19 protein-coding genes and 1 pseudogene are annotated in these 18,652 nt (G+C 65.5%); 10 read left to right on the top strand and 10 right to left on the bottom strand.

Going from position 1 to position 18,652, the window contains the following annotated elements; all coding sequences use genetic code 11:
* The first annotated feature begins 248 nt into the window (after window positions 1-248).
* A complete protein-coding gene (locus tag I6F36_RS27635; protein ID WP_225172560.1) occupies window positions 249-1,049 on the top strand; it encodes a RimK family alpha-L-glutamate ligase in 801 nt (266 codons plus the stop codon).
* Window positions 1,050-1,218: 169 nt separating this feature from the next.
* Here the strand turns inward: I6F36_RS27635 and I6F36_RS27630 are convergent.
* Window positions 1,219-1,332, bottom strand: a pseudogene (locus tag I6F36_RS27630) (amino acid ABC transporter substrate-binding protein); the annotation flags it as partial.
* A gap of 177 nt (window positions 1,333-1,509) precedes the next feature.
* Between I6F36_RS27630 and I6F36_RS27625 the strand changes: the two are divergent.
* From I6F36_RS27625 to I6F36_RS27605, 5 genes are all read left to right on the top strand, one after another.
* A complete protein-coding gene (locus tag I6F36_RS27625; protein WP_225157234.1) occupies window positions 1,510-2,517 on the top strand; it encodes an NADP-dependent oxidoreductase in 1,008 nt (335 codons plus the stop codon).
* Between the two features lie 150 nt (window positions 2,518-2,667).
* Entirely contained in the window at window positions 2,668-3,501 is an 834-nt protein-coding gene (locus I6F36_RS27620; protein WP_225131045.1) for a cysteine rich repeat-containing protein, read from the top strand.
* A 133-nt stretch (window positions 3,502-3,634) separates the two neighbouring features.
* Entirely contained in the window at window positions 3,635-3,850 is a 216-nt protein-coding gene (locus I6F36_RS27615) for a hypothetical protein (protein WP_036026389.1), read from the top strand.
* A 188-nt stretch (window positions 3,851-4,038) separates the two neighbouring features.
* The gene (locus I6F36_RS27610) at window positions 4,039-5,202 is read left to right on the top strand and encodes an FAD-dependent monooxygenase (RefSeq protein WP_225157233.1); all 1,164 of its coding nucleotides are present in this window, start codon (window positions 4,039-4,041) and stop codon (window positions 5,200-5,202) included.
* A complete protein-coding gene (locus I6F36_RS27605; protein WP_225157232.1) occupies window positions 5,199-6,812 on the top strand; it encodes a benzoate-CoA ligase family protein in 1,614 nt (537 codons plus the stop codon). The genes I6F36_RS27610 and I6F36_RS27605 overlap by 4 nt, the downstream gene beginning before the upstream one ends.
* 153 nt (window positions 6,813-6,965) lie before the next feature.
* Here I6F36_RS27605 and I6F36_RS27600 read toward each other — a convergent pair whose 3' ends face one another.
* On the bottom strand, window positions 6,966-7,478 hold the full coding sequence (locus I6F36_RS27600; protein WP_225141022.1) for a MarR family winged helix-turn-helix transcriptional regulator: 513 nt from the start codon (window positions 7,476-7,478) through the stop codon (window positions 6,966-6,968).
* The gene (gene maiA, locus I6F36_RS27595) at window positions 7,468-8,100 is read right to left on the bottom strand and encodes a maleylacetoacetate isomerase (protein WP_225141023.1); all 633 of its coding nucleotides are present in this window, start codon (window positions 8,098-8,100) and stop codon (window positions 7,468-7,470) included. Before maiA ends, I6F36_RS27600 begins: the two co-directional genes overlap by 11 nt.
* 213 nt (window positions 8,101-8,313) lie before the next feature.
* Between maiA and gtdA the strand changes: the two genes are divergently transcribed.
* Complete coding sequence (gene gtdA / locus I6F36_RS27590) at window positions 8,314-9,354, top strand: gentisate 1,2-dioxygenase (protein WP_225157231.1); 1,041 nt, start codon at window positions 8,314-8,316, stop codon at window positions 9,352-9,354.
* Between the two features lie 120 nt (window positions 9,355-9,474).
* On the opposite strand, the gene I6F36_RS27585 is transcribed toward gtdA, so the two are convergent.
* The 4 genes from I6F36_RS27585 to I6F36_RS27570 all read right to left on the bottom strand — a co-directional run bounded on the left by I6F36_RS27585 (window position 9,475) and on the right by I6F36_RS27570 (window position 13,823).
* Window positions 9,475-10,296: an ABC transporter permease gene (locus I6F36_RS27585; protein WP_225141025.1), complete on the bottom strand. Its 822-nt coding sequence runs from the start codon at window positions 10,294-10,296 to the stop codon at window positions 9,475-9,477.
* The gene (locus I6F36_RS27580; protein ID WP_225141027.1) at window positions 10,289-11,062 is read right to left on the bottom strand and encodes an ABC transporter ATP-binding protein; all 774 of its coding nucleotides are present in this window, start codon (window positions 11,060-11,062) and stop codon (window positions 10,289-10,291) included. Before I6F36_RS27580 ends, I6F36_RS27585 begins: the two co-directional genes overlap by 8 nt.
* Before the next feature lie 358 nt (window positions 11,063-11,420).
* Entirely contained in the window at window positions 11,421-12,425 is a 1,005-nt protein-coding gene (locus tag I6F36_RS27575) for an ABC transporter substrate-binding protein (RefSeq protein WP_225141029.1), read from the bottom strand.
* 30 nt (window positions 12,426-12,455) lie between these two features.
* Entirely contained in the window at window positions 12,456-13,823 is a 1,368-nt protein-coding gene (locus I6F36_RS27570; RefSeq protein WP_225141031.1) for an FAD-dependent oxidoreductase, read from the bottom strand.
* 112 nt (window positions 13,824-13,935) lie between these two features.
* Between I6F36_RS27570 and I6F36_RS27565 the strand changes: the two genes are divergently transcribed.
* A complete protein-coding gene (locus tag I6F36_RS27565; protein ID WP_225113683.1) occupies window positions 13,936-14,208 on the top strand; it encodes a hypothetical protein in 273 nt (90 codons plus the stop codon).
* Window positions 14,209-14,211: 3 nt separating this feature from the next.
* On the opposite strand, the gene I6F36_RS27560 is transcribed toward I6F36_RS27565, so the two are convergent.
* Window positions 14,212-15,015, bottom strand: a complete 804-nt coding sequence (locus I6F36_RS27560) for an enoyl-CoA hydratase-related protein (RefSeq protein ID WP_225141033.1) — start codon at window positions 15,013-15,015, stop codon at window positions 14,212-14,214.
* A gap of 151 nt (window positions 15,016-15,166) precedes the next feature.
* Between I6F36_RS27560 and I6F36_RS27555 the strand changes: the two genes are divergently transcribed.
* Window positions 15,167-16,141, top strand: coding sequence for a ketopantoate reductase family protein (locus I6F36_RS27555; RefSeq protein ID WP_225172559.1), 975 nt, complete (start codon window positions 15,167-15,169; stop codon window positions 16,139-16,141).
* 3 nt (window positions 16,142-16,144) lie between these two features.
* Here I6F36_RS27555 and I6F36_RS27550 read toward each other — a convergent pair whose 3' ends face one another.
* Window positions 16,145-16,822 carry an alpha/beta family hydrolase gene (locus I6F36_RS27550; RefSeq protein WP_225172558.1) on the bottom strand — a complete coding sequence of 226 codons (678 nt, stop codon included), beginning with the start codon at window positions 16,820-16,822 and terminating at the stop codon, window positions 16,145-16,147.
* 126 nt (window positions 16,823-16,948) lie between these two features.
* Window positions 16,949-17,605 (bottom strand): TetR/AcrR family transcriptional regulator, encoded by a 657-nt coding sequence (locus I6F36_RS27545; RefSeq protein WP_225172557.1) that lies wholly within the window; start codon window positions 17,603-17,605, stop codon window positions 16,949-16,951.
* Window positions 17,606-17,677: 72 nt separating this feature from the next.
* Between I6F36_RS27545 and I6F36_RS27540 the strand changes: the two genes are divergently transcribed.
* Window positions 17,678-18,619: an SDR family NAD(P)-dependent oxidoreductase gene (locus I6F36_RS27540; protein WP_225141042.1), complete on the top strand. Its 942-nt coding sequence runs from the start codon at window positions 17,678-17,680 to the stop codon at window positions 18,617-18,619.
* The last annotated feature ends 33 nt before the right edge of the window (window positions 18,620-18,652 follow it).

The raw sequence follows: 18,652 nt of genomic DNA, 5'->3' as shown, positions 1-18,652 counted from the left end.
ATCAACCTCGTTTCGGATGCAATTGATGCCGGTCAAACCGGCATTTGCGGCAGAACTGGTCACATCATTAAGGAATCTGCTGCCTGGCGCGCGCGGAGGATAATATCTTTTCCCTCCCGGCCTTCATTGCAGCACTTAATTTCCGGCGCGCTCGCAAGAATTTCATTAAGAATAGCTCTGATTTTCAGCCGGTTTGGCGCCGATGCCCGCATTTTTGCGGCTTTTGGCGACAGGAATGACGAAACACCATGGCAAGCGGCGAGCGGATCTTCGTTCAGGCGATCAGGCGGTATTGCGCGGAGAGGGGCATCGCGGTCGATGTCCGCTCCGACGGCTGGCTGATCGCAATGCGCCGGGGGCCGCGGCGCCGTTTCGCCTTCGGCTACGACATCGGCCTCAACAGCGCCATCGCCCATCGCCTCGCCAATGACAAATCGGCCACCGCCGAGGCGCTGACGCTGGCGGAGGTGCCCTGCGTTCCGCATCGGCTGTTCCTCAACCCGAAGCTGGGCGTGCATGTCGCCGGCGCCGATTGGCGCGAGGGGATGCTGGCGCAGCTTGCCCAAAACCCGCAGGGCGTGGTGGTGAAGCCGAACGAGGGGACATCGGGGCGATCGGTGTTCAAGGTGACGACGGAGGCGGAGCTCGACCGGGCGGCCAGCGAGGTCTTTTCGATGAGTACGGGGCTCGTGATCTCGCCCTTTGTCGCGATCGAGGAGGAGGTCCGCGTGGTCCTGCTCGATGACATGCCGCTCGTCGTCTACAGCAAGCAGCGCGGCTCGGATTGGCGGCACAATCTCGATGCCGGCGCAAAGCCGGTGTTGCTGGAGGACGGCGAAGTCCGCGCGGTCTGCGCAAAGCTCGCGATCGATGCCGCGTGCGCCATCGGCATCGTCTTTGCTTCGATCGACGTGGTTCGCGTGAACGGCGAATGGAAGGTGCTCGAGATCAATTCCGGCGTGATGATGGAGGCGCTGGGCAAGCTGCACCCGGAGCTGGTGCAGGCGGCGTATGACGCGGCGCTCGACCGGGTGTTTGATAACAATTAGCTGCGAAGCACACTGCACCCTCTCCCCTTGTGGGAGAGGGTGGCTCACCGCGTAGCGGTGAGACGGGTGAGGGGTCTCTCTCCGCGCGCGAGCCTCTCGCAACAGGACTCGCGGATGCAACCCCTCATCCGGCGCTTCGCGCCACCTTCTCCCACAAGGGAAGTAAGCGCTAATTCTTCGCGCCCGGGGAATCGTCCATCGCCTTGAACGCCTCCTCCAACTGCAGCGAGATCGGCACGTTCAGGCGCTCGCCTGTGGGCAGTCGCGCGGTGAACCATTTGTTTGTGGAAGGCGCGCTCGACGCAACACGCCTTGCGTGCGGCCGCGTTGTCGGGATGTTCCCGTTGTGAAATGGAAAGCGGCGATCTAGCCTTCAATCAGCGCACGACGCATGCGGCTTGCACGCTTTCCTTGCGGCGGCTGCATCAATGATCGTCAAGCAAATGAAAAGGGAAACGCCATGAGCGGCAACATCAATCGCCAGATCCTGCTGGTGGAGAAGCCCAGCGGCAAGCTCGGTCCCGAACATTTCAAGATGGTCGAGGGCGCGATGCCGGAGCCGAAGGATGGCGAGGCCTTGCTGCGCGTACGCTACATCTCGCTCGACGCGGCCAACCGCGCCTGGATGCACGGCGCGACCTATCGTTCCGCCGTCGAAGCCAACAGCGTCATGGCCGGCGGCGCCATCGCCGAGGTCGTCAACTCGAAGGCAGCGGGGCTTGCGCCCGGCGACATCGTATTCGGCGACACCGGCTGGCAGGAATTTGCCGCCGTGCCGGCGAAGCATCTGACCAAGATGCCGAAGCTCGAGCCGATGACGCACCTGCTCAGCGTGTTCGGCATCGCCGGCCTCACCGCTTATTTCGGCCTGCTTGAGATCGGCAAGCCCAGGGAGGGCGAGACGGTCGTGGTCTCCGCAGCCGCAGGCTCGGTCGGCTCGATCGTCGGACAGATCGCCAAGATCAGGGGATGCCGCGTCGTCGGCATCGCCGGCGGCGCCGACAAGTGCAACTGGCTGACCTCCGAGCTCGGCTTCGATGCCGCCGTGGACTACAAGGATGGCGCGGTGTTCAAGGCGCTGCGCGCAGCGGCGCCCGATGGCATCGACGTCTATTTCGACAATGTCGGCGGCGACATCCTCGAAGCCTGCCTGCCGCAGATGAACAATTACGGCCGCATCGCCTGTTGTGGCGCGATCTCGCAATATGACGGCGCGCCTGCCGCACATGGCCCGCGCGGCGTGCCCGGCCTGGTCGTGGTGAAGCGGCTGACCATGCAGGGCTTCATCGTGATGGACTACATGAAGGACAGCGAGCGCGCGCTCGCCGATCTCCAGGCTTGGGTGAAATCCGGCAAGCTCAAGGTGCAGGAGGACATTCTCGATGGACTTGAGAACACGCCGAAAGCGCTGATTGGATTGCTTGCAGGCGAGAACCGCGGCAAGCGCATGGTAAGACTGACGACGTAGTCGCGCGCCCCAATTGCGTCGGCATAATTGACTTGCGGTAGAGGCCGAAGCGGCCAAAGATGTCGCTCGCGAGCTGACCCTCGCGACGATTGCGCTTGCATATCTTTTTCAGAATGGTCGGCGTTCCCGATCGGGCAGGAATTCATTCAAATGTTCAAAACGTTGAAGCATGCATCGACGCGCACGGCGTTGCTGGCGACAGCACTCTTCGCAACTGCAACAGGAGCGTTCGCGCAGACCGAGGCCCAGAAAAGCGCCATCCGGTCCGCATGCCGCTCGGACTTCATGGCGCATTGCTCGAGCGTGACGCCTGGCGGAGTGGAGGCGTATCAATGCCTCGCCAAGAACATGTCGAGCCTGTCGTCGGGCTGCCAGGCTGCGGTTCGCGCGGTCGAACCGGCCGCCGCGCCGAAGACCGAAGCAGCGCCCGCCAAATCTGAACCGGCCAAATCTGAACCGGCCAAGTCTGAACCGGCAAAAACGGAAGCGGCGCCGGCTGCCGCGCCAGCTTCCAAGCCGGGAGCGGCGGCGGCGCCGAAGGCAGCAGCAGCAAAGCAGCCGAGCCCCGCGCAGGTTTCCGCGATCAAGAGCGCCTGCCGCGGCGATTATCCCAAGGTCTGCGCCAGCGTGCCGCCCGGCGGCGCGCCCGCGCTCGAATGCCTGGAGAAGAACAAGGCGAAGGTGTCGGCCGGTTGCGCCAAGGCGGTGAATGCGGCTTTCGGTGGCGGAGCGGCCGCGCCTGCTTCCGCTGCTGCACCGGCCGCAGAGGCGGCGCCTGCCGCGGCTCCGGCCGCCATCGTGCTGCGGCCATTGCTGCCGCGCGAAGAGCTGTTCATCGTGCGGTCGGCTTGCGGCGCCGACATCCGCACCCTCTGCGCCGGCGTGGCGCCCGGCGGCGGCCGGATCATCCAATGCATTTCCAACCGGGCGGCATCGCTCTCGCCGGCCTGCAAGGAGGTGCTCGCGCCTTTCGCGGCGCGATGAGACCGAGCGGGCTTAATTCGTCCGCGGCATGAATTGCGGTGCCTGACGCGAAGGTTTGCGCGTGCTGAGGCGTAAACTAACCGATCCTTGTTTGAAAGGCCGCTACGACCACGACAAGCCCCGGGAGGACAACATGCGTTCATTGCTGCTCGTTGCTTCTGCGCTTCTGGCTTTCGCCGCCACCATGACCTTCGAGACCACCGACGCCAACGCGGTGGTATGCGCGCGCGGCGTCGTTCGCGCCGGCTGCGCCGGCCCGAATGCAGCCGTGGTCGTCCGCAAGCCGGTGCCGGCGGTCCGCTGCACCAGGGTTCTTGTGAACGGGGTCTATGTGAAGCGCTGCGTCTGACCCCCCGGTGGCCAATCCGCCCCGGTTTGGCTATGATTCGCACCTGACGGTTTCGGACTCGCAAAACGCGTGTCCGGACACGTGCTTTGGCGTGCCGCGCGCTGGCAATAATTCCGCTGGCGCCGGACACCGGAGCACATTAGTCTAGCCCTAGATAGTAAGTATACTGTCAATTAGGGAGGCAGACGTTGCGGATCGCCGTGATTGGCGGGGGGCCCGGTGGGCTCTACTTCGCCTATCTCTGGAAGAAGCGTCACCCCGAGGATCAGGTCGACCTGTTCGAACAGAACCCGGCCGACGCGACCTGGGGCTTTGGCGTCGTGTTCTCCGACCAGGCGCTGGAGTTCCTGCGCACGGACGACCCCGATACGGTCGATGCGATCGCCCCGCACATGGAGAGCTGGGAGAACATCACGCTGCACCTGCATGGCGACAGCGTCGCCATCGACGGCGTCGGCTTCTCATCGATCGGGCGACTGGACCTGCTCAGATTCCTGCAGCAGCGCGCGCTCGATGTCGGCGTGACCCCGCGCTTCGACACGCAGATCCAGGCGATCGACCAGCTCAACGGCCACGATCTGATCGTCGCCGCCGACGGGCTGAACTCGCTGGTGCGCCGCGCCTATGAGGGCGATTTCGGCACCTCGCTGTCCTACTCATCCAACAAGTTCGTCTGGTACGGCACCTCGAAACGCTTCGACACGCTGTCGCAGACTTTCGTGAAGACCGAACGCGGCGCCTTCAACGCCCATCACTACCGCTATTCGCCGACCATGAGCACCTTCCTGGTCGAATGCGATTACGCCACCTGGCAGGCCTATGGGTTCGCCTACAAGGACGTCGAGCAGTCCAAGGGCGTCTGCGAGGAGGTGTTCGCCGACACGCTCGGCGGCCATTGCCTCGTCTCCAACAAATCGGTCTGGCGCAATTTTCCTTGGATCTGGAACGAGCACTGGTCGTTCAAGAACATGGTGCTGCTCGGCGACGCCCTGCATTCGGCGCATTTCTCGATCGGCTCGGGCACACGGCTCGCGATCGAGGACGCCATCGCCCTCGTCAAGGCGCTGGAGTCGGATGCGCATCTTGCGACCGCGCTGCATCGCTATCAGGCCGCGCGCAAGCCCATCGTGCAGAAGCTCGTCAACGCGGCGCGCACGAGTGCGCACTGGTACGAGCACTTTGCCGAGCACATGAAGCTTCCCCTGATGGACTTCGCCTACAGCTACATCACCCGCTCCGGCCGCATCGACGATTCCCGGCTGCGTGCGATGTCGCCGGCCTTCATGGCCCGCTACGAGGCGGCCAGGAACGCCGGAGACGGCGCCGAAGACAAGGGCGGAGATGCGGCATGAGCCATGACATCCGTGACCAGGTGCCAGCGGACAGCGATGGCGCGCGCGAGATCGGCTTTGCCGTTCCCGACATCTACAATGCCGGCCGCGTGCTGTTCGACAATCTCGGCAAGGGCCGCGGCGACAAGCTCGCGCTCCTGGGGCCAGCAGGCACGCGCACTTATGCCGAGCTCTGCGCGGAGGCCTGCCGCTGGGGCAACGGTTTCGCCTCGCTTGGCCTGAAGCGCGGCGATCGCGTGCTGTTGTTTCTCGACGACACGCCGGCCTACCCCGCCGCCTTCTTCGGCGCCGTGCGCGCCGGCTTCGTGCCGCTGCTGATCAATACGTTGACGCCGCCGGACCTCTTGCAATTCTACCTCGCCGATTCCGGCGCGACCGTCGCGGTGGCGGATGCAGAATTCGCGGCGCGCTTCAATGCCGAGGCTTGCAGGGAGACCAAGCTGCATACGCTGATCGTGGCCAACGGCGCGGCCGGCGAGCACGCGGCGCCGCGGGCGCTCGCGGCGGCGAGCTGGCTCGCGCAATTTTCTGCTGAGCTGGCGGAAGCGCCGACGCAGCGCGACGAAATGGCGTTCTGGATGTACTCCTCCGGCTCGACCGGACGACCCAAGGGCATCGTGCACCTGCAGCACGACATGGCCTACAGCGATGCTGCCTTTGCGCGGAACGTGCTGAAGCTGACGCCTGACGACATCTGCTTCTCGGTGCCGAAGATCTTCTTCGCCTATGGCTTCGGCAATTCCGTCACCTTCCCGTTCTCGGCCGGCGCCGCAACATTGCTGCTGCCGGGCCAGCCGAAGCCTACGTCGATCTTCGCGGCGATCGAGCAGTACAAGCCGACGGTGTTCTTCGGCCTGCCGACGCTGTACACCGCGCTGACCAAGGCCGAGGGCGCGGACAAGACGGATTTCTCGTCGCTGCGCATGGCGCTCTCCGCCGCCGAGGTGCTCTCGGCCGAGGTCTTCAACGGCTGGAAGACGCTCACGGGGCTCGAAATCGTCGAAGGCCTCGGCTCGACCGAGGTGCTGCACATCTATCTCTCCAACCGGCCCGAGCAGAAGAAGCTCGGCGCTGCGGGCCTGCGCGTTCCCGGCTACGAGGTCGCGCTGCGCGACAAGGACGGCCGCGACGTCGGCGACAACGAGGAAGGGATTCTGTGGGTCCGCGGTGATTCCAACACGCCGCTGTACTGGAACCGGCCGGACAAATCCGCCGAGACCATCCGCGAGGGCGGCTGGATCTACACCGGTGATCGCTTCGTGCGGGATGCCGACGGTTTCCACTTCTTCCGTGGCCGCGCCGACGATCTCATCAAGATCTCCGGCCAGTGGGTCTACCCGCTCGAGGTCGAGCTGTGCCTCGCCGATCACCCCGACATCCGCGAATGCGCGGTGTTCGCCGCCGAGCTGCCGGACCGTCGCATGACGCTGAAGGCTGTGGTGGTGATGAACAACCGCGCGGTCGACCAGAGCGAGGCGACGCGCAGGCTGCAGGACTATGTCAAAGGCAGGCTGCTGCCCTACAAATATCCGCGCGAGGTGATCTTCATCGACGAGCTGCCGAAGACCGGCACGGGGAAGATCGATCGGCAGGCGTTGCTGCGGATGTGAGGCGTGCTGTCATCGCCCGGCTTGACCGGGCGATCCAGTACTCCGAGACGGTAGCGGTTGAATCGAGACGCCGCGGGGTACTGGATTCCCCGCCTGCGCGGGGAATGACAGTCGAGATTGAGGGCGACAGTGTCGCTCTACAACTGGAGCCCCTCACCCAGCCTTCCCAAGATGCTCCAGCGCGTCCTCCGCGCGCAGCGGCACGCGGGAGGCTTCGTTGTTGAGATCGACCAGCTGCGCCAGCAGGCCCATCAGCGCCTTGCGGTCGGCGGGCTTGAGCGGCTCCAGCATCCGGGCCTGGGCGCGCTCGACGGCGGGGATGATCTCGCGCAGGATCGCGGCGCCGGACTTCGTCAAGTACAGGAGCTTGATCCGCTTGTCTTCCGGCGCCGGCTTGCGCTCGATATAGGCCTTGGCCTGGAGACGTTCGATCACACTGCCGAGCGTCGAGCGGTCGAAGGCGATCACCGCCGACAGCCGCGTCGCGTCGATGCCGGGATGGGTGTGGATTGCGACCAGCGCGGCATATTGCACCGGCGTGAGGTCGAACGCCTTGCACTCCTCCATGAAGATGGAGACCGCGATCTGCTGCATGCGCCGGAACAGATAACCCGGCGCGGCATAGACCGCGTCCATCGTGATCGGAGCAAGCGGCTTACTCGGCATCGGGCTGCTTCTCCGGCGCCGCATCGGCAAACGCCGGCAGCGCCTTGGCGGCGGCCTCGGCCTGGAGCAGGCGCGGATAGGCGGAGACGTCGACGCCGAAGCGACGGGCATTGCCGAGCTGAGGCACGAGGCAGAGATCGGCCAGCGTCGGCGCATCGCCGAAGCAGAATGGGCCCTTCTCGTCCTTGATCAGCGTCTCGCAGGCCGACAGGCCCTCGCGGTTGACCCAGGCGGCCCAATCCTGGACCTTCTCCTCGGGCAGGCCGAGCTCACGCAGCCGCGCCAGCACTTTCAGGTTCTGCACCGGATGGGTGTCGCAGGCGATCGCCAGCGCAAACGCCCGCACCTTGGCGCGGCGCAGCGGATCCTTCGGCAACAGCGGCGGATTGGGATGGGTCTCGTCGAGCCATTCGATGATGGCGACCGATTGCGTCAGCACTCCGCCCGCATCGTCCTCCAGCGCCGGCACCAGGCCCTGCGGGTTGATGGCGAGATAGCTGGGGGCGCATTGCTCGCCCTTCCGCAAATGATGCGGCAGATGCTCGGCGCCGAGCCCCTTGAGGTTCAGCGCGATCCGCACGCGATAGGCGGCGCTGGAGCGGAAATAGCCGTGCAGCTTCATTGAGACCTCCCTGCTTTTGTCATTCCGGGGCGACGCGCCAGCGTCGAGCCCGGAATCCATACTCCCGATCGTGGTTATGGATTCCGGGCTCGCCGGGCCACGCGTTGCGCGGCCCTTCGCCCCGGAATGACAACCTTGTATGTCATCCGTCACGTTGACGCTACCTAGATCCTCAGTATACTGTCAATCAACAAACGATCGGGAGCAGCAACCATGGAAGCCGTGACCAAGACGCCGGAACGCGAGGCGTTCTACCGGAAGATCGACGGCGAGAATCTCACCGCGCTGTGGACGGTGATGAGCGACCTGATCACGCCGGAGCCGAAGAGCGCCTGCCGGCCACACCTCTGGAAGTTCGACGTCATCCGAGACTACATGACGGAGGCCGGCAAGCTGATCACCGCCAAGGAAGCCGAGCGGCGCGTGCTGGTGCTGGAGAACCCGGGGCTGCGCGGGCAATCCAAGATCACGACCTCGCTCTATGCCGGCGTGCAGATGGTGGTGCCCGGCGACGTCGCGCCTGCGCACCGGCATAGCCAGTCGGCGCTGCGCTTCGTGCTCGAAGGCAGGGGCGCCCACACCGCGGTGGACGGCGAGCGCACTGCGATGGAGCCCGGGGACTTCATCATCACGCCGTCGATGACCTGGCACGATCATTCCAACGAGACCGATCAGCCGATGTTCTGGCTCGACGGCCTCGACATTCCACTGGTGCAATTCTTCGACTGCTCCTTTGCCGAAGGCGCGAAGGAAGACCAGCAGAAGATCACCAAGCCCGCGGGCGACAGCTTTGCCCGCTACGGCCACAACCTCTTGCCCGTTGATGTGAAGCGGAGCTCGAAGACTTCGCCGATCTTCAGCTATCCCTATGCCTACACCCGCGAGGCGCTGGAGAAGGCCAGGACGAGCCAGGAATGGGACGCCTGCCACGGCCTCAAGCTGAAGTTCAGCAACCCCGAGACCGGCGATTTCGCGATGCCGACGATTGGCACCTTCATCCAGCTGCTGCCGAAGGGTTTCAACACCGCGCGCTATCGTTCGACCGATGCGACGGTGTTCTGCCCGATCGAGGGTAAGGGTCGGAGCCACGTCGGCGATACAATGTTCGAATGGGGCCCGCGCGACCTGTTCGTGGTGCCGAGCTGGCATTGGGTGACGCACGAGGCGGATGATGACGCCGTGCTGTTCAGCTTCTCGGATCGGCCGGTGCAGCAGAAGCTGGATCTGTTCAGGGAAGACCGCGGGAACGCGTGACGGTCGCCGGTCTCGTAGGGTGGGCAAAGGCGCCCTTGCGCCGTGCCCACGTCTTCGCGACTCATGAAGGAATGGTGGGCACGCTTCGCTTTGCCCACCCTACGGCGCCGGTGATCGTATCTAGCGCCAGTGCAACAGCCGCATCTCCAGCCAGCCGATCACCTTCCCGACCGCCAGCCCAAACACCGACAGGATCACGACGCCCGCGAGCAGCTGATCGGTCTGCATCAGGTTGCCGGCCTGCAGCACGAAGGCGCCGATGCCGTATTGGGCGCCGATCATCTCGGCGCTGACGACCAGCAGCAGCGCGACGGAGGCGGTGATGCGGAAGCCGGCAAGGATCGCCGGCAGCGCGCCCGGCCAGATCACCTTGCGCACGATGGTGGCGAACGGAACGTTGAAGCTCTGCGCCATGCGGATCAGGTTGCGCGGCACGGCATCGACGCCGCTATAGACCGAGATCGCGGTCGAGAAGAATACCCCGAGCGCAATGGTCGCGATCTTCGGCTCTTCGCCGATGCCGAGCCAGAGAATGAGCAGCGGCAGCAGCGCGATCTTCGGAATCGGAAACAGCGCCGAGATGAAGGTGATGCCGACGCTGCGCGCAAGGCGCGACAGGCCGATGGCGAAACCGACGGCGATGCCGGCCGCCGTTCCCAACAGCCAGCCGACGCCGATCCGCAGCAGCGAGGCCGAAACATGCTGCCAGAGTGCGCCGGAGACCGCGAGCTGGTAGATCGCACGGACAATTGCGGAAGGAGTCGGCAGAAACAGCGCGTTGACGAGGCCGACGCTGCCGGCCGCCTGCCAGATCGCGATGAGGAGGCCGAGCGCGATCCAGCCGCCGTACCGGCTCGAGGCAGGCACGAAACCGGCGCCGCGGAAGCGGACGGGCCGCGTCGCTTCGTTCTTGGCCGTGTCCGTTGCCGCGCGGTCAAGCATGCTGGACCTCGCGCTCGGCATCGATCGCCTCGTTGCGGATCAGCGACCAGATCTGATTCTGCAGCACCAGGAGCTTTTCGCGCGCCGCCGCTTCGCCGCGCGTCGCCCGCGCCATCGGCACGGTGACGACCTCGCGGATGCGGCCAGGACGGCGCGACAGCACCACGATGCGGTCGGCGAGCCGCGCGGCCTCTTCGAGATTGTGGGTGACGTAGACCGCGCCCATGCCGCCATCGGCAAGCAGGCGGATGAAATCCTCCAGCAGCAGCTCGCGGGTCTGCGAATCCAGCGCCGAGAGCGGTTCGTCCATCAAGAGGATCGCGGGCCTCACCGCAAGCGCGCGCGAGATGCCGACGCGCTGGCGCATGCCGCCGGAGAGCTGCTTTGGATAGGTTTGGCGAAAATCGGTGAGGCCGGTGCGGCGCAGCGCATCCTCGACCAGCGCGCGGCGCTGCGCGGCCGAGAGCTGGGTGTGCAGCAGCGGGAATTCGACGTTTTCCTCCACCGTCGCCCAGGGCAGCAGCGCAAAGTCCTGGAACACGAAGGTCAGCGGATTGAGACTGTCCGCCGGCGGCGCGCCGCGCAGCTCGGGCGCGCCGGAGGTCGGCTGCAGCAACCCGCCGAGGATCGACAGCAGCGTGCTCTTGCCGCAGCCGGACGGCCCGACGATCGCCACCACCTCGCCGGCACTGACGGTGAAGGAGACGTCGTCGAGCACGGCGAGATCGCCGAAGCGATGGGAGATGTGGCTGGCGATCAGGTCCATGAGGCGCACCGTTTCTGCTCGGACTGGTGTGCGCGCTCTTCACCCTCCCCTGGAGGGGGAGGGCATAGGCCGCCCATGGCGGCCGTCCCTGAGAACGCCGAAGCCAAGCTTCGGCTATGTCGTATTGAACGAAGCGAAATGCGAACCGGGGCGGGGTGACAGTCTATCGGCGCGGATGCTGGCAATTCCTGCCCCCGAAGCTCCCGCGAATGGTCGGAGCAAGCGACAGATAGACCACCGCCGTGGCTCACCCCGCCCCGCTCGCTCCGGACGATGCTGCGCATCGCCGGTGCGATCGACCCTCCCCCTCCAGGGGAGGGTGGCAGATCGCCTGCCGCGGGAGTTTGCACAATCAGCATCAATCCACCTTCACGAATTCCTTCGCGATGATCGCTTCCGCATCAAAGCCCTTGTCGACGAAGCCCTGCTCCTGCAGCCATTTGATCTGGTTGTCGACGTTCTTCACGTCGAGCTTGCCGTCGGGATCGATATAGGCGCAGTTGCCGACCACCTGCTCGACCGGCAGGTTGGTGTACTTTGCGATGATCTCCAGCAGCGGCCTGGTCTTGTCGTTGATCGGGGCGACACCGTCCTTCATCGCGGCAAGGATGACGTCGTGATATTCGCGGTCGGCTTTCGCGAGCACGCCGAGGAATTTCGTCACCAGCGCCTTGTTGGCCAACGTCTTCGGCGCGGCGAATACCGCGCCCAGCTGCCACGGCGTCTCGTCACCAACCCAGCCCAGGAATTTCGCGCCGCCCTCGTCCATCAGCTTTCGCGCAGTCGAGATCGGCAGCAACGCGGCATCGACGGTCTCGCCCTTGAGCGCGGCGGCGGCATTCGACAGCGATTGCAGCGGCACGATCTTTACGTCCGCCAGCTTGAAGCCGTATTTGTCGGCGAGCAGGCCGAGCGAATAATGGAAGCTCGATCCGACCTGCGTCATCGCCACACGCTTGCCGGCGAGGTCCTTCGGCGTCTTCAGGCCGCTCGCATAGGCATTGTTGCTGGCGAAATAGCCGATCAGGGGGTAGCCGGGCTTCTCGCGGCTCATGCCGCCGATCACCTTCAGCGTGCCCTTGCCGCCGAGATTGTAGAGCCCGGCGGTGAAGGCAGTGACGCCGAAATCGACGTCGCCCGAGGTGGTGGCGACCGCAATCGGCTGCGCTGCGTCGAAGAACTTCAGCTCGACCTCCAACCCGGCCTCACGGAAATAGCCCTTGTCCAGCGCGATGAAGACCGGGGCCGACGAAGACAGGCGGAGCACGCCGATCCTGGCTTTCGGCACATCCTCGGCCCGTGCCGTGCCCATAGCCATGATCGCCATCAGGCCCCCTACCGCGAGCCGCGCAATCCCGATCATCCCGTTTCCTCCGCTTTGTCTTGCAGTGCGTTACAGGCCTTCGGGCACCGCCTGATCCCGTCCGATGAAGGCGCCCTGTTGTTTCAACGTTTCCTGCAACTTTTCAATGGGGATTTCGCGTGGAATCCGGTTTCCGGACAGCGCCAGCGCGGCGGCGGAACCGGCGGCTTCACCCATCGCGAAGCAGGCACCGGAGACCCGGGCGGCCGACTGGCCCTCGTGGGTCATCGAGGCGCAGCGGCCGGCGACCAGGAGATTGTCGACGCCCTCAGGGACCAGCATCCGGTAAGGCAGCTCATTATAGCCGCGCGATTCCGGGATCGGCGGGAAGGTGAAGACGACGTCGCCGGGCACATGGGCCTCGATCGGCCAGCCGTTGACGCCGATGGAATCCGCGAACGAGGCGCAGCCGAGCACGTCCTCGCCGCTGAGCTGGTAGCCACCCTTGATGCGGCGGGTCTCGCGGATGCCGAGCTGTGGCGGCAGGTCGACGATGTAGGACTTCTCAAATCCGGGCACCGTGCTGCGCAGGAATTCGTACGCGGCGAGCGCCTGCTTGCGGCCTTCGATCTCGCCGCGGGTGAGATCGTCGGGCTCGATGCCGTTGATGGCATGACCGTCCTCGCGCGCCACCTGCGTAAAGTTCACCCGCCATTCGATGCCGGATTTCTGTGGCCGCACGATCGCGCTTCTGCGCGGAAACCTGTGCGTGCCGGCCGCTACGGCCTTTTCCATCAATTGCGGAATGGTGCGCCAGGCCTCGCCGGCCTTTGCGGGATCGATGCCGTTGAGACGGAGCATCATCGAGGGGTAGAGCGGATGGCCATGCTCGTCGCCGATCTCGAACGGCGCGCCGGCCCACACGGCGAGATCGCCGTCGCCGGAGCAGTCGATGAAGATCTCCGCGCGCACCGCCTGCCGGCCGGCCTTGGTCTCGATCAGCATCGCGTCGATGCGGCGCTCATCGGCCATCACGACGCTGGCGCCGAGGGCGTGGAAGAGCATATTCACCTTATGGCTGGCGAGCAGCTGGTCGGCCGCGATCTTGTAGGCGGCGGTGTCATAGGCCTGGGCAAAAACCTTGCCGAGGATCAGATGCGGCGCGTTGAGGCCGTTCAAGCGATCGATCCGCGCCAGCAGCTCCGAGGCGAGCCCCTGCACCAGCCGCCGGTGCTCGCCATGGACATTGCCGTGCAGGCCGCAGAAATTGGTGACGCCGGCCGCTGTGCCCATGCCGCCGAGAAAGCCGTAACGTTCGATCAGCAGCGTCTTCCGCCCCGCGCGCGCCGCTGCGGCTGCCGCCACGATGCCGGCCGGCCCGCCGCCGAGCACGACGACTTCATATTCGCCATAGAGCGGTACTTTGCGCGCTGGTTCGTCGATCGTCGTGGCCCACATGGCGCGTTCCTTCCCGGAATCTGGTTCGAACTGGATCACGGCTTAGCCGGCGGTCCTCATGCCCGCAAGATCGCGGTTGCTCGCTAACGGTGGACCTGAGACAAGTGCAGGCATGGATTCGATCATCGTCAGATACTGCTTCGCCGCTTCTATCGCCCTCGCGATCTCGGCCGTTCCCGCCTCGGCCGTGGAGCAAAACTGCCGCTTCATCCCCGCCAAGCCCGATCGCGAGGCCTGCTACAAGCGGCAGGAGGAAGACCTGTCGGCTAAGCGCAAGCCGGCCACGCCGGCGGCTGAGAGCACGACGCTCGACACGCTGCGCCAGTTGCGGCAGGACGACGACGCCGTCTACCGCAGCATCAACAACATCTGCCGCGGCTGCTGACGCCTAACCTTTGCCACTGCCCCAATTCGCCGCCCGCTTCTCGGCGAAGGAGGCCAGTCCCTCCGCCGCCTCCGCGCTCTGGCGCTTGAGCGAATGCAGCTCCACGAGCCGCGTGTAGGCAGCATCGTCCACGGCCATGCCGCCGAACGAGCTCTCCAGCGCGAGCCGCTTGGTTTCGGCCATGGCCTCCGGTCCGTTGGCGAGCAGCTGCTCGACGACCTTGGCGCCTGCAGCCTCGAGATCGGCGAGCGGCACCACCTCGTGGACGAGGCCGATGCGGCGGGCGTCTTCGGCGCCGAAGCGCTCGCCGGTCAGCGCGTAACGGCGGACTTGCCGTACACTAATGGCATCGCAGAGCTGCGGGATGATGATCGCCGCGGTCAGGCCCCAGCGCACCTCGGTGATCGAGAACAGGGCGTTGTCCGCTGCAATCACGACATCGCAGGCCGCGATGACGCCGGTGCCGCCCCCGAAGCAGCCGCCCTGCACCAGCGCGACGGTCGGAAGCGGCAAAGTGTTGAGCCGCTGCACGGCCTCGAACGTCGCCCGCGAGGCTGCCTCGTTCGCCTCGCGCGATTGCGGCCGCACGCTGTTGATCCATTTGAGATCGGCGCCGGCCTGGAAGTGCTTGCCGTTGCCCCGGAGCACGACGACGCGCAAATTGGGCTTGCTGCCGAGGTCGTCCATGGCCGCGAGCACGCCTGAGATCAGCGCGCCGTCATAGGCATTGTTGACTTCCGGCCGATTCAACGTGACGGTCGCAACCCCGCGTTCATCGAGGCTCCACAGGACGGGGCTGGCAGTCATCGGCGGTCCTCCGGTTGTTTGCCGCGCACTATGGCCGAGCGCGCGTGCCCTGATCCATATCTTTCCGGCGTAGGGCGGCCGCGTCCATCGCATGGCGGCTTGTGTCATGCTGGCTGCGGGCGACACCACGGGATGGATACGGGATATCAATATGCGCATCTGCATTTTCGGCGCAGGCGCCGTCGGCAGCCACATTGCGGTACGGCTGGCGCGCGCCGGCCATGAGGTCAGCTGCGTGATGCGGGGCGCGCATCTGGAGGCGGCCCGCGCGGGTGGGCTCAAGCTGCGCGTCGGCGATTCCGAGGTCGGCGCCAAGGTGAACGCGTCAGGCGACCCGGCCCAGCTCGGCCCGCAGGACGTCGTGATCTCGACCTTGAAGGCGACGGCGCTTCAGGGACTGGTTTCCAGCATCAAGCCGCTGCTCCAGGACGATACTGCGATCGTGTTCGCCCAAAACGGCATTCCCTGGTGGTACGGCATCGGCCTGCCGCCGCGGCACCCGACGCCGCCGGACATTTCATTCCTCGACCCCGGCGGACGCCTGCGCGCCTGCATCCCGAAGGAGCGGATCGTCGGCGGCGTGATCTTCTCCTCCAACGAGGTGATCGCGCCCGGCGTGGTGCAGAACCTGACGCCGGACCGCAACCGCCTCCTGATCGGCGAATGCGACGACCGCAATTGCGAGCGCATCACCAGGCTGCGCGGCGTCTTCAACGATGCGCGGCTGGAATCGCCGCCGGTCGCCGAGATCCGCGAGGCGATCTGGTCAAAGCTGCTGACCAACATGTCGCTGTCGGTGCTGTGCCTGCTCACCGGCCAGACCGCGCGCGGCGTGCGCGACGACCCCGCCTTCACGGAGGTGATTCCGCGCATGCTGAACGAGGCCAACGAAATCGCCCAATACTTCATTCCCGAGGTCAAGCGTGCCAGCCGCAGCGGCCCCGCCCCCAACCACAAGCCGTCGCTGCTGCAGGATTACGAGCTCGGCCGCGCCATGGAAATCGACGTGCTGGTGAAGGCGCCCCAGGCCTTCGCGCGCACCGCCGGCCTGTCCACGCCGACGCTCGACCTGATCGCCGCGCTCGCGATCCAGAAGGCGCGCGACAAGGGGCTTTATTCCGCGTGAGCCTCAGGCGAGCGCATCGATCCAGGCCGCGAGCGTGTCCAGCACCTCGTTGAGCGCCTCGTCATTGCTACGGCCGGATTTCTTGAGCACCGCAAAGGAATGGTCGCCGCCTGCGACCTCATGCAGCGTCGCCTTACGCCCGAGCCGCTCGATGACCGGCTCGAGATGGGCAAGATCGGCAAGCTCATCGCGTGTGCCTTGCAGGAACAGCATGGGAATCGCGATTGCAGCGAGGTGCTCGGCGCGCTCGCTCGACGGCTTCTTGGCGGCATGGAGGGGAAAGCCGAGGAAGGCCAGCCCTTTGACATCGGGGAGCGGCGACCTCGACTGCGCCTGCGAGGTCATGCGGCCGCCGAATGATTTTCCACCGGCAACGAGCTTCAGCCCGGGGCAGAGCCGCCCCGCCTCCGCGACCGCTGCGCGCACGCTCGCGTGTGCGATTGCGGGCGGGTCAGGACGTCCCTTCTTCGCTTCCATGTAGGGAAAATTGAAGCGGAACGTCGCAATGCCGCGCTCGGCAAGGCCGGCTGCAACATTCTCCATGAAGGAATGCCGCATGTCTGCGCCGGCGCCGTGCGCCAGGACGTAGCAGGCGCGCGCGTGGGTCGGCTGCGTCAGGATCGCCGAGACCGTGCCGATGCGCTCGATGTCGAACTTGAGCTCTGTCGTCTTGCCCGTCATGACCTACGCAAACCTCGATTTGTATCTAAAGCGCGATGAGATCTGGATGAATCGTCATCGCGCTTTGGGTTGTTGTCTGCGCATGATCCTTCCGGAAAACCGCTTCGCACTTTTCCGGATCATGCTCTAGCGGCGCGTGCCGCTCGCGGGCCAGAGATAGTTCAGGACCTGATCGAGCGTCATCATGATCTCGCGGCGTCCGGCCTCATTGTTCACAGAGCCGAATTTCTCCTCGAGCGCAAGCTTGGCAAAGCCGTGAACGGTGGACCAGGCCGCCGCAGCCGCCGTCTTCGCCTCCTTCGCGGTGCCGCCGGTCAGCTCGGCGACGACGACCTCGAACGCATGGCCGGCGGCCCTGCTCGCCTGCTTCAGGCGCGCATCGTCGGCAACCAGCCGCTTGTTGGCAAACATCATCTGGAAACGGCCGGGATGCCTCAACGCATAATCGACATAGGCAAGTCCCTGGGCGTGGAGCTTGTCGCGGACGCCCTGCTTGCCGGAGGCCGCCTCGCGCAAGGCGCCGGCAAGCGCGTCGTAGCCGCGGATCGCCACTTCGGTGAGAAGGCCCTGGGCGTTGCCGAAATGATGCGATGGCGCGGCCGGCGAAACGCCGGCGCGGCGTGCGGCTTCGCGCAGCGTGAAGGCTTCCGCGCCCTGCTCGGCGAGAATGGCTTCGCTCGCGGCGATCAGCGCCTCCTGCAATTCGCCGTGATGGTATCCGACCTCCGGCTTTGCCTGGGTCGGAGCGGTGCTGCGCTTGGCGGCGGGGGGCCGTTTCTTCATGTAACTTGACACTGTTCAGATTGCAGCATATCTATCTTAACACTGTTCAGATTGAGCGGACCGGAGTTCGAAATGACCGAAATGCAGAATATCACCGCGAGCCATCCCGTAAAGCGGCGTCATCTGGTCGGGGGCGCGGCCCTCGGCATGCTCGCAGGTGCCGTCGGCGGCCTCGCCGGCGGCGTGGCGCTCGGCCAGGGCGCGGCGCTGCCGCAGCAAAAGCCGAGCGGCAAGCAAAGGTTCGCGGGCAAGGTCGTCATCGTCACGGGCGGCACCTCCGGAATCGGGCGGGCCGCAACGCTGATGTTCGCCGCCGAGGGCGGCCGCGTCGCCTTTTGCGGGCGCAACACCGACCGTGGCAAGCAGGTGGAGACCGAGGTGCGCGAGTCCGGCGGCGAGGCCGTCTTCGTTCGCGCCGACCTGCGCCACGAATCCGAGGTGAAGGCGCTGGTCGATACGACCATCGCGCGCTACGGGCGGCTCGACGTCGCCTTCAACAATGCCGGCATCTCAATCGAGAAGCCGCTGCATGAATTCAGCGCGGCCGAATTCGACGACGTGATCGGCACGGATCTGCGCGGCGTGTTCCTGTCGATGAAATATCAAATCCCGCACATGCTGGAGAAAGGCGGATCGATCGTCGTCACCTCCTCGTCCAACGCCATTGCGACGTCGGCCAAGCGCTCGGCCTATTCGGCTGCCAAGCGGGGACTGGTCGGCCTGGTGCAGGCCGCGGCACTCGACTACGCAAAGCATGGCATCCGCATCAACACCTTGATCCCCGGCACCACGGACACCCCGATGATCCGCCGGCTCGCCGGCATGGAGGGCCTGCCCGATGCGGCCTGGCATATCGGCATCGCGCAATGGGCCAAATCCAACGTCCCGGGGTTACAGCGCGTGGCAGCGCCTGAGGAGATCGCGGCTTTTGCGCTGGTGCTGGCCTCCGACGATCATCCCTACACGACCGGCGGCCAGTTCGTGATCGACGGCGGCAAGACGGCTCATGGCTAGATCGGACGCAGCCTGAAAACACAGTTCATGGCG

It is taken from the genome of Bradyrhizobium sp. BRP19, assembly GCF_020194195.1.
Classification (GTDB): domain Bacteria; phylum Pseudomonadota; class Alphaproteobacteria; order Rhizobiales; family Xanthobacteraceae; genus Bradyrhizobium; species Bradyrhizobium yuanmingense.
The sequence above is the reverse complement of the archived record's forward strand: the minus strand, read 5'-3'. Positions and strand labels throughout refer to the sequence as shown.

Bases quoted from the DNA above. Each gene is read 5' to 3' on its own strand.
- I6F36_RS27635 (WP_225172560.1), top strand. From the start codon at position 249: ATGGCAAGCGGCGAGCGGATCTTCGTTCAGGCGATCAGGCGGTATTGC.
- I6F36_RS27625 (WP_225157234.1), top strand. From the start codon at position 1,510: ATGAGCGGCAACATCAATCGCCAGATCCTGCTGGTGGAGAAGCCCAGC.
- I6F36_RS27620 (WP_225131045.1), top strand. From the start codon at position 2,668: ATGTTCAAAACGTTGAAGCATGCATCGACGCGCACGGCGTTGCTGGCG.
- I6F36_RS27615 (WP_036026389.1), top strand. From the start codon at position 3,635: ATGCGTTCATTGCTGCTCGTTGCTTCTGCGCTTCTGGCTTTCGCCGCC.
- I6F36_RS27605 (WP_225157232.1), top strand. From the start codon at position 5,199: ATGAGCCATGACATCCGTGACCAGGTGCCAGCGGACAGCGATGGCGCG.
- I6F36_RS27600 (WP_225141022.1), bottom strand. From the start codon at position 7,478: ATGCCGAGTAAGCCGCTTGCTCCGATCACGATGGACGCGGTCTATGCC.
- maiA (WP_225141023.1), bottom strand. From the start codon at position 8,100: ATGAAGCTGCACGGCTATTTCCGCTCCAGCGCCGCCTATCGCGTGCGG.
- gtdA (WP_225157231.1), top strand. From the start codon at position 8,314: ATGGAAGCCGTGACCAAGACGCCGGAACGCGAGGCGTTCTACCGGAAG.
- I6F36_RS27585 (WP_225141025.1), bottom strand. From the start codon at position 10,296: ATGCTTGACCGCGCGGCAACGGACACGGCCAAGAACGAAGCGACGCGG.
- I6F36_RS27580 (WP_225141027.1), bottom strand. From the start codon at position 11,062: ATGGACCTGATCGCCAGCCACATCTCCCATCGCTTCGGCGATCTCGCC.
- I6F36_RS27575 (WP_225141029.1), bottom strand. From the start codon at position 12,425: ATGATCGGGATTGCGCGGCTCGCGGTAGGGGGCCTGATGGCGATCATG.
- I6F36_RS27570 (WP_225141031.1), bottom strand. From the start codon at position 13,823: ATGTGGGCCACGACGATCGACGAACCAGCGCGCAAAGTACCGCTCTAT.
- I6F36_RS27565 (WP_225113683.1), top strand. From the start codon at position 13,936: ATGGATTCGATCATCGTCAGATACTGCTTCGCCGCTTCTATCGCCCTC.
- I6F36_RS27560 (WP_225141033.1), bottom strand. From the start codon at position 15,015: ATGACTGCCAGCCCCGTCCTGTGGAGCCTCGATGAACGCGGGGTTGCG.
- I6F36_RS27555 (WP_225172559.1), top strand. From the start codon at position 15,167: ATGCGCATCTGCATTTTCGGCGCAGGCGCCGTCGGCAGCCACATTGCG.
- I6F36_RS27550 (WP_225172558.1), bottom strand. From the start codon at position 16,822: ATGACGGGCAAGACGACAGAGCTCAAGTTCGACATCGAGCGCATCGGC.
- I6F36_RS27545 (WP_225172557.1), bottom strand. From the start codon at position 17,605: ATGAAGAAACGGCCCCCCGCCGCCAAGCGCAGCACCGCTCCGACCCAG.
- I6F36_RS27540 (WP_225141042.1), top strand. From the start codon at position 17,678: ATGACCGAAATGCAGAATATCACCGCGAGCCATCCCGTAAAGCGGCGT.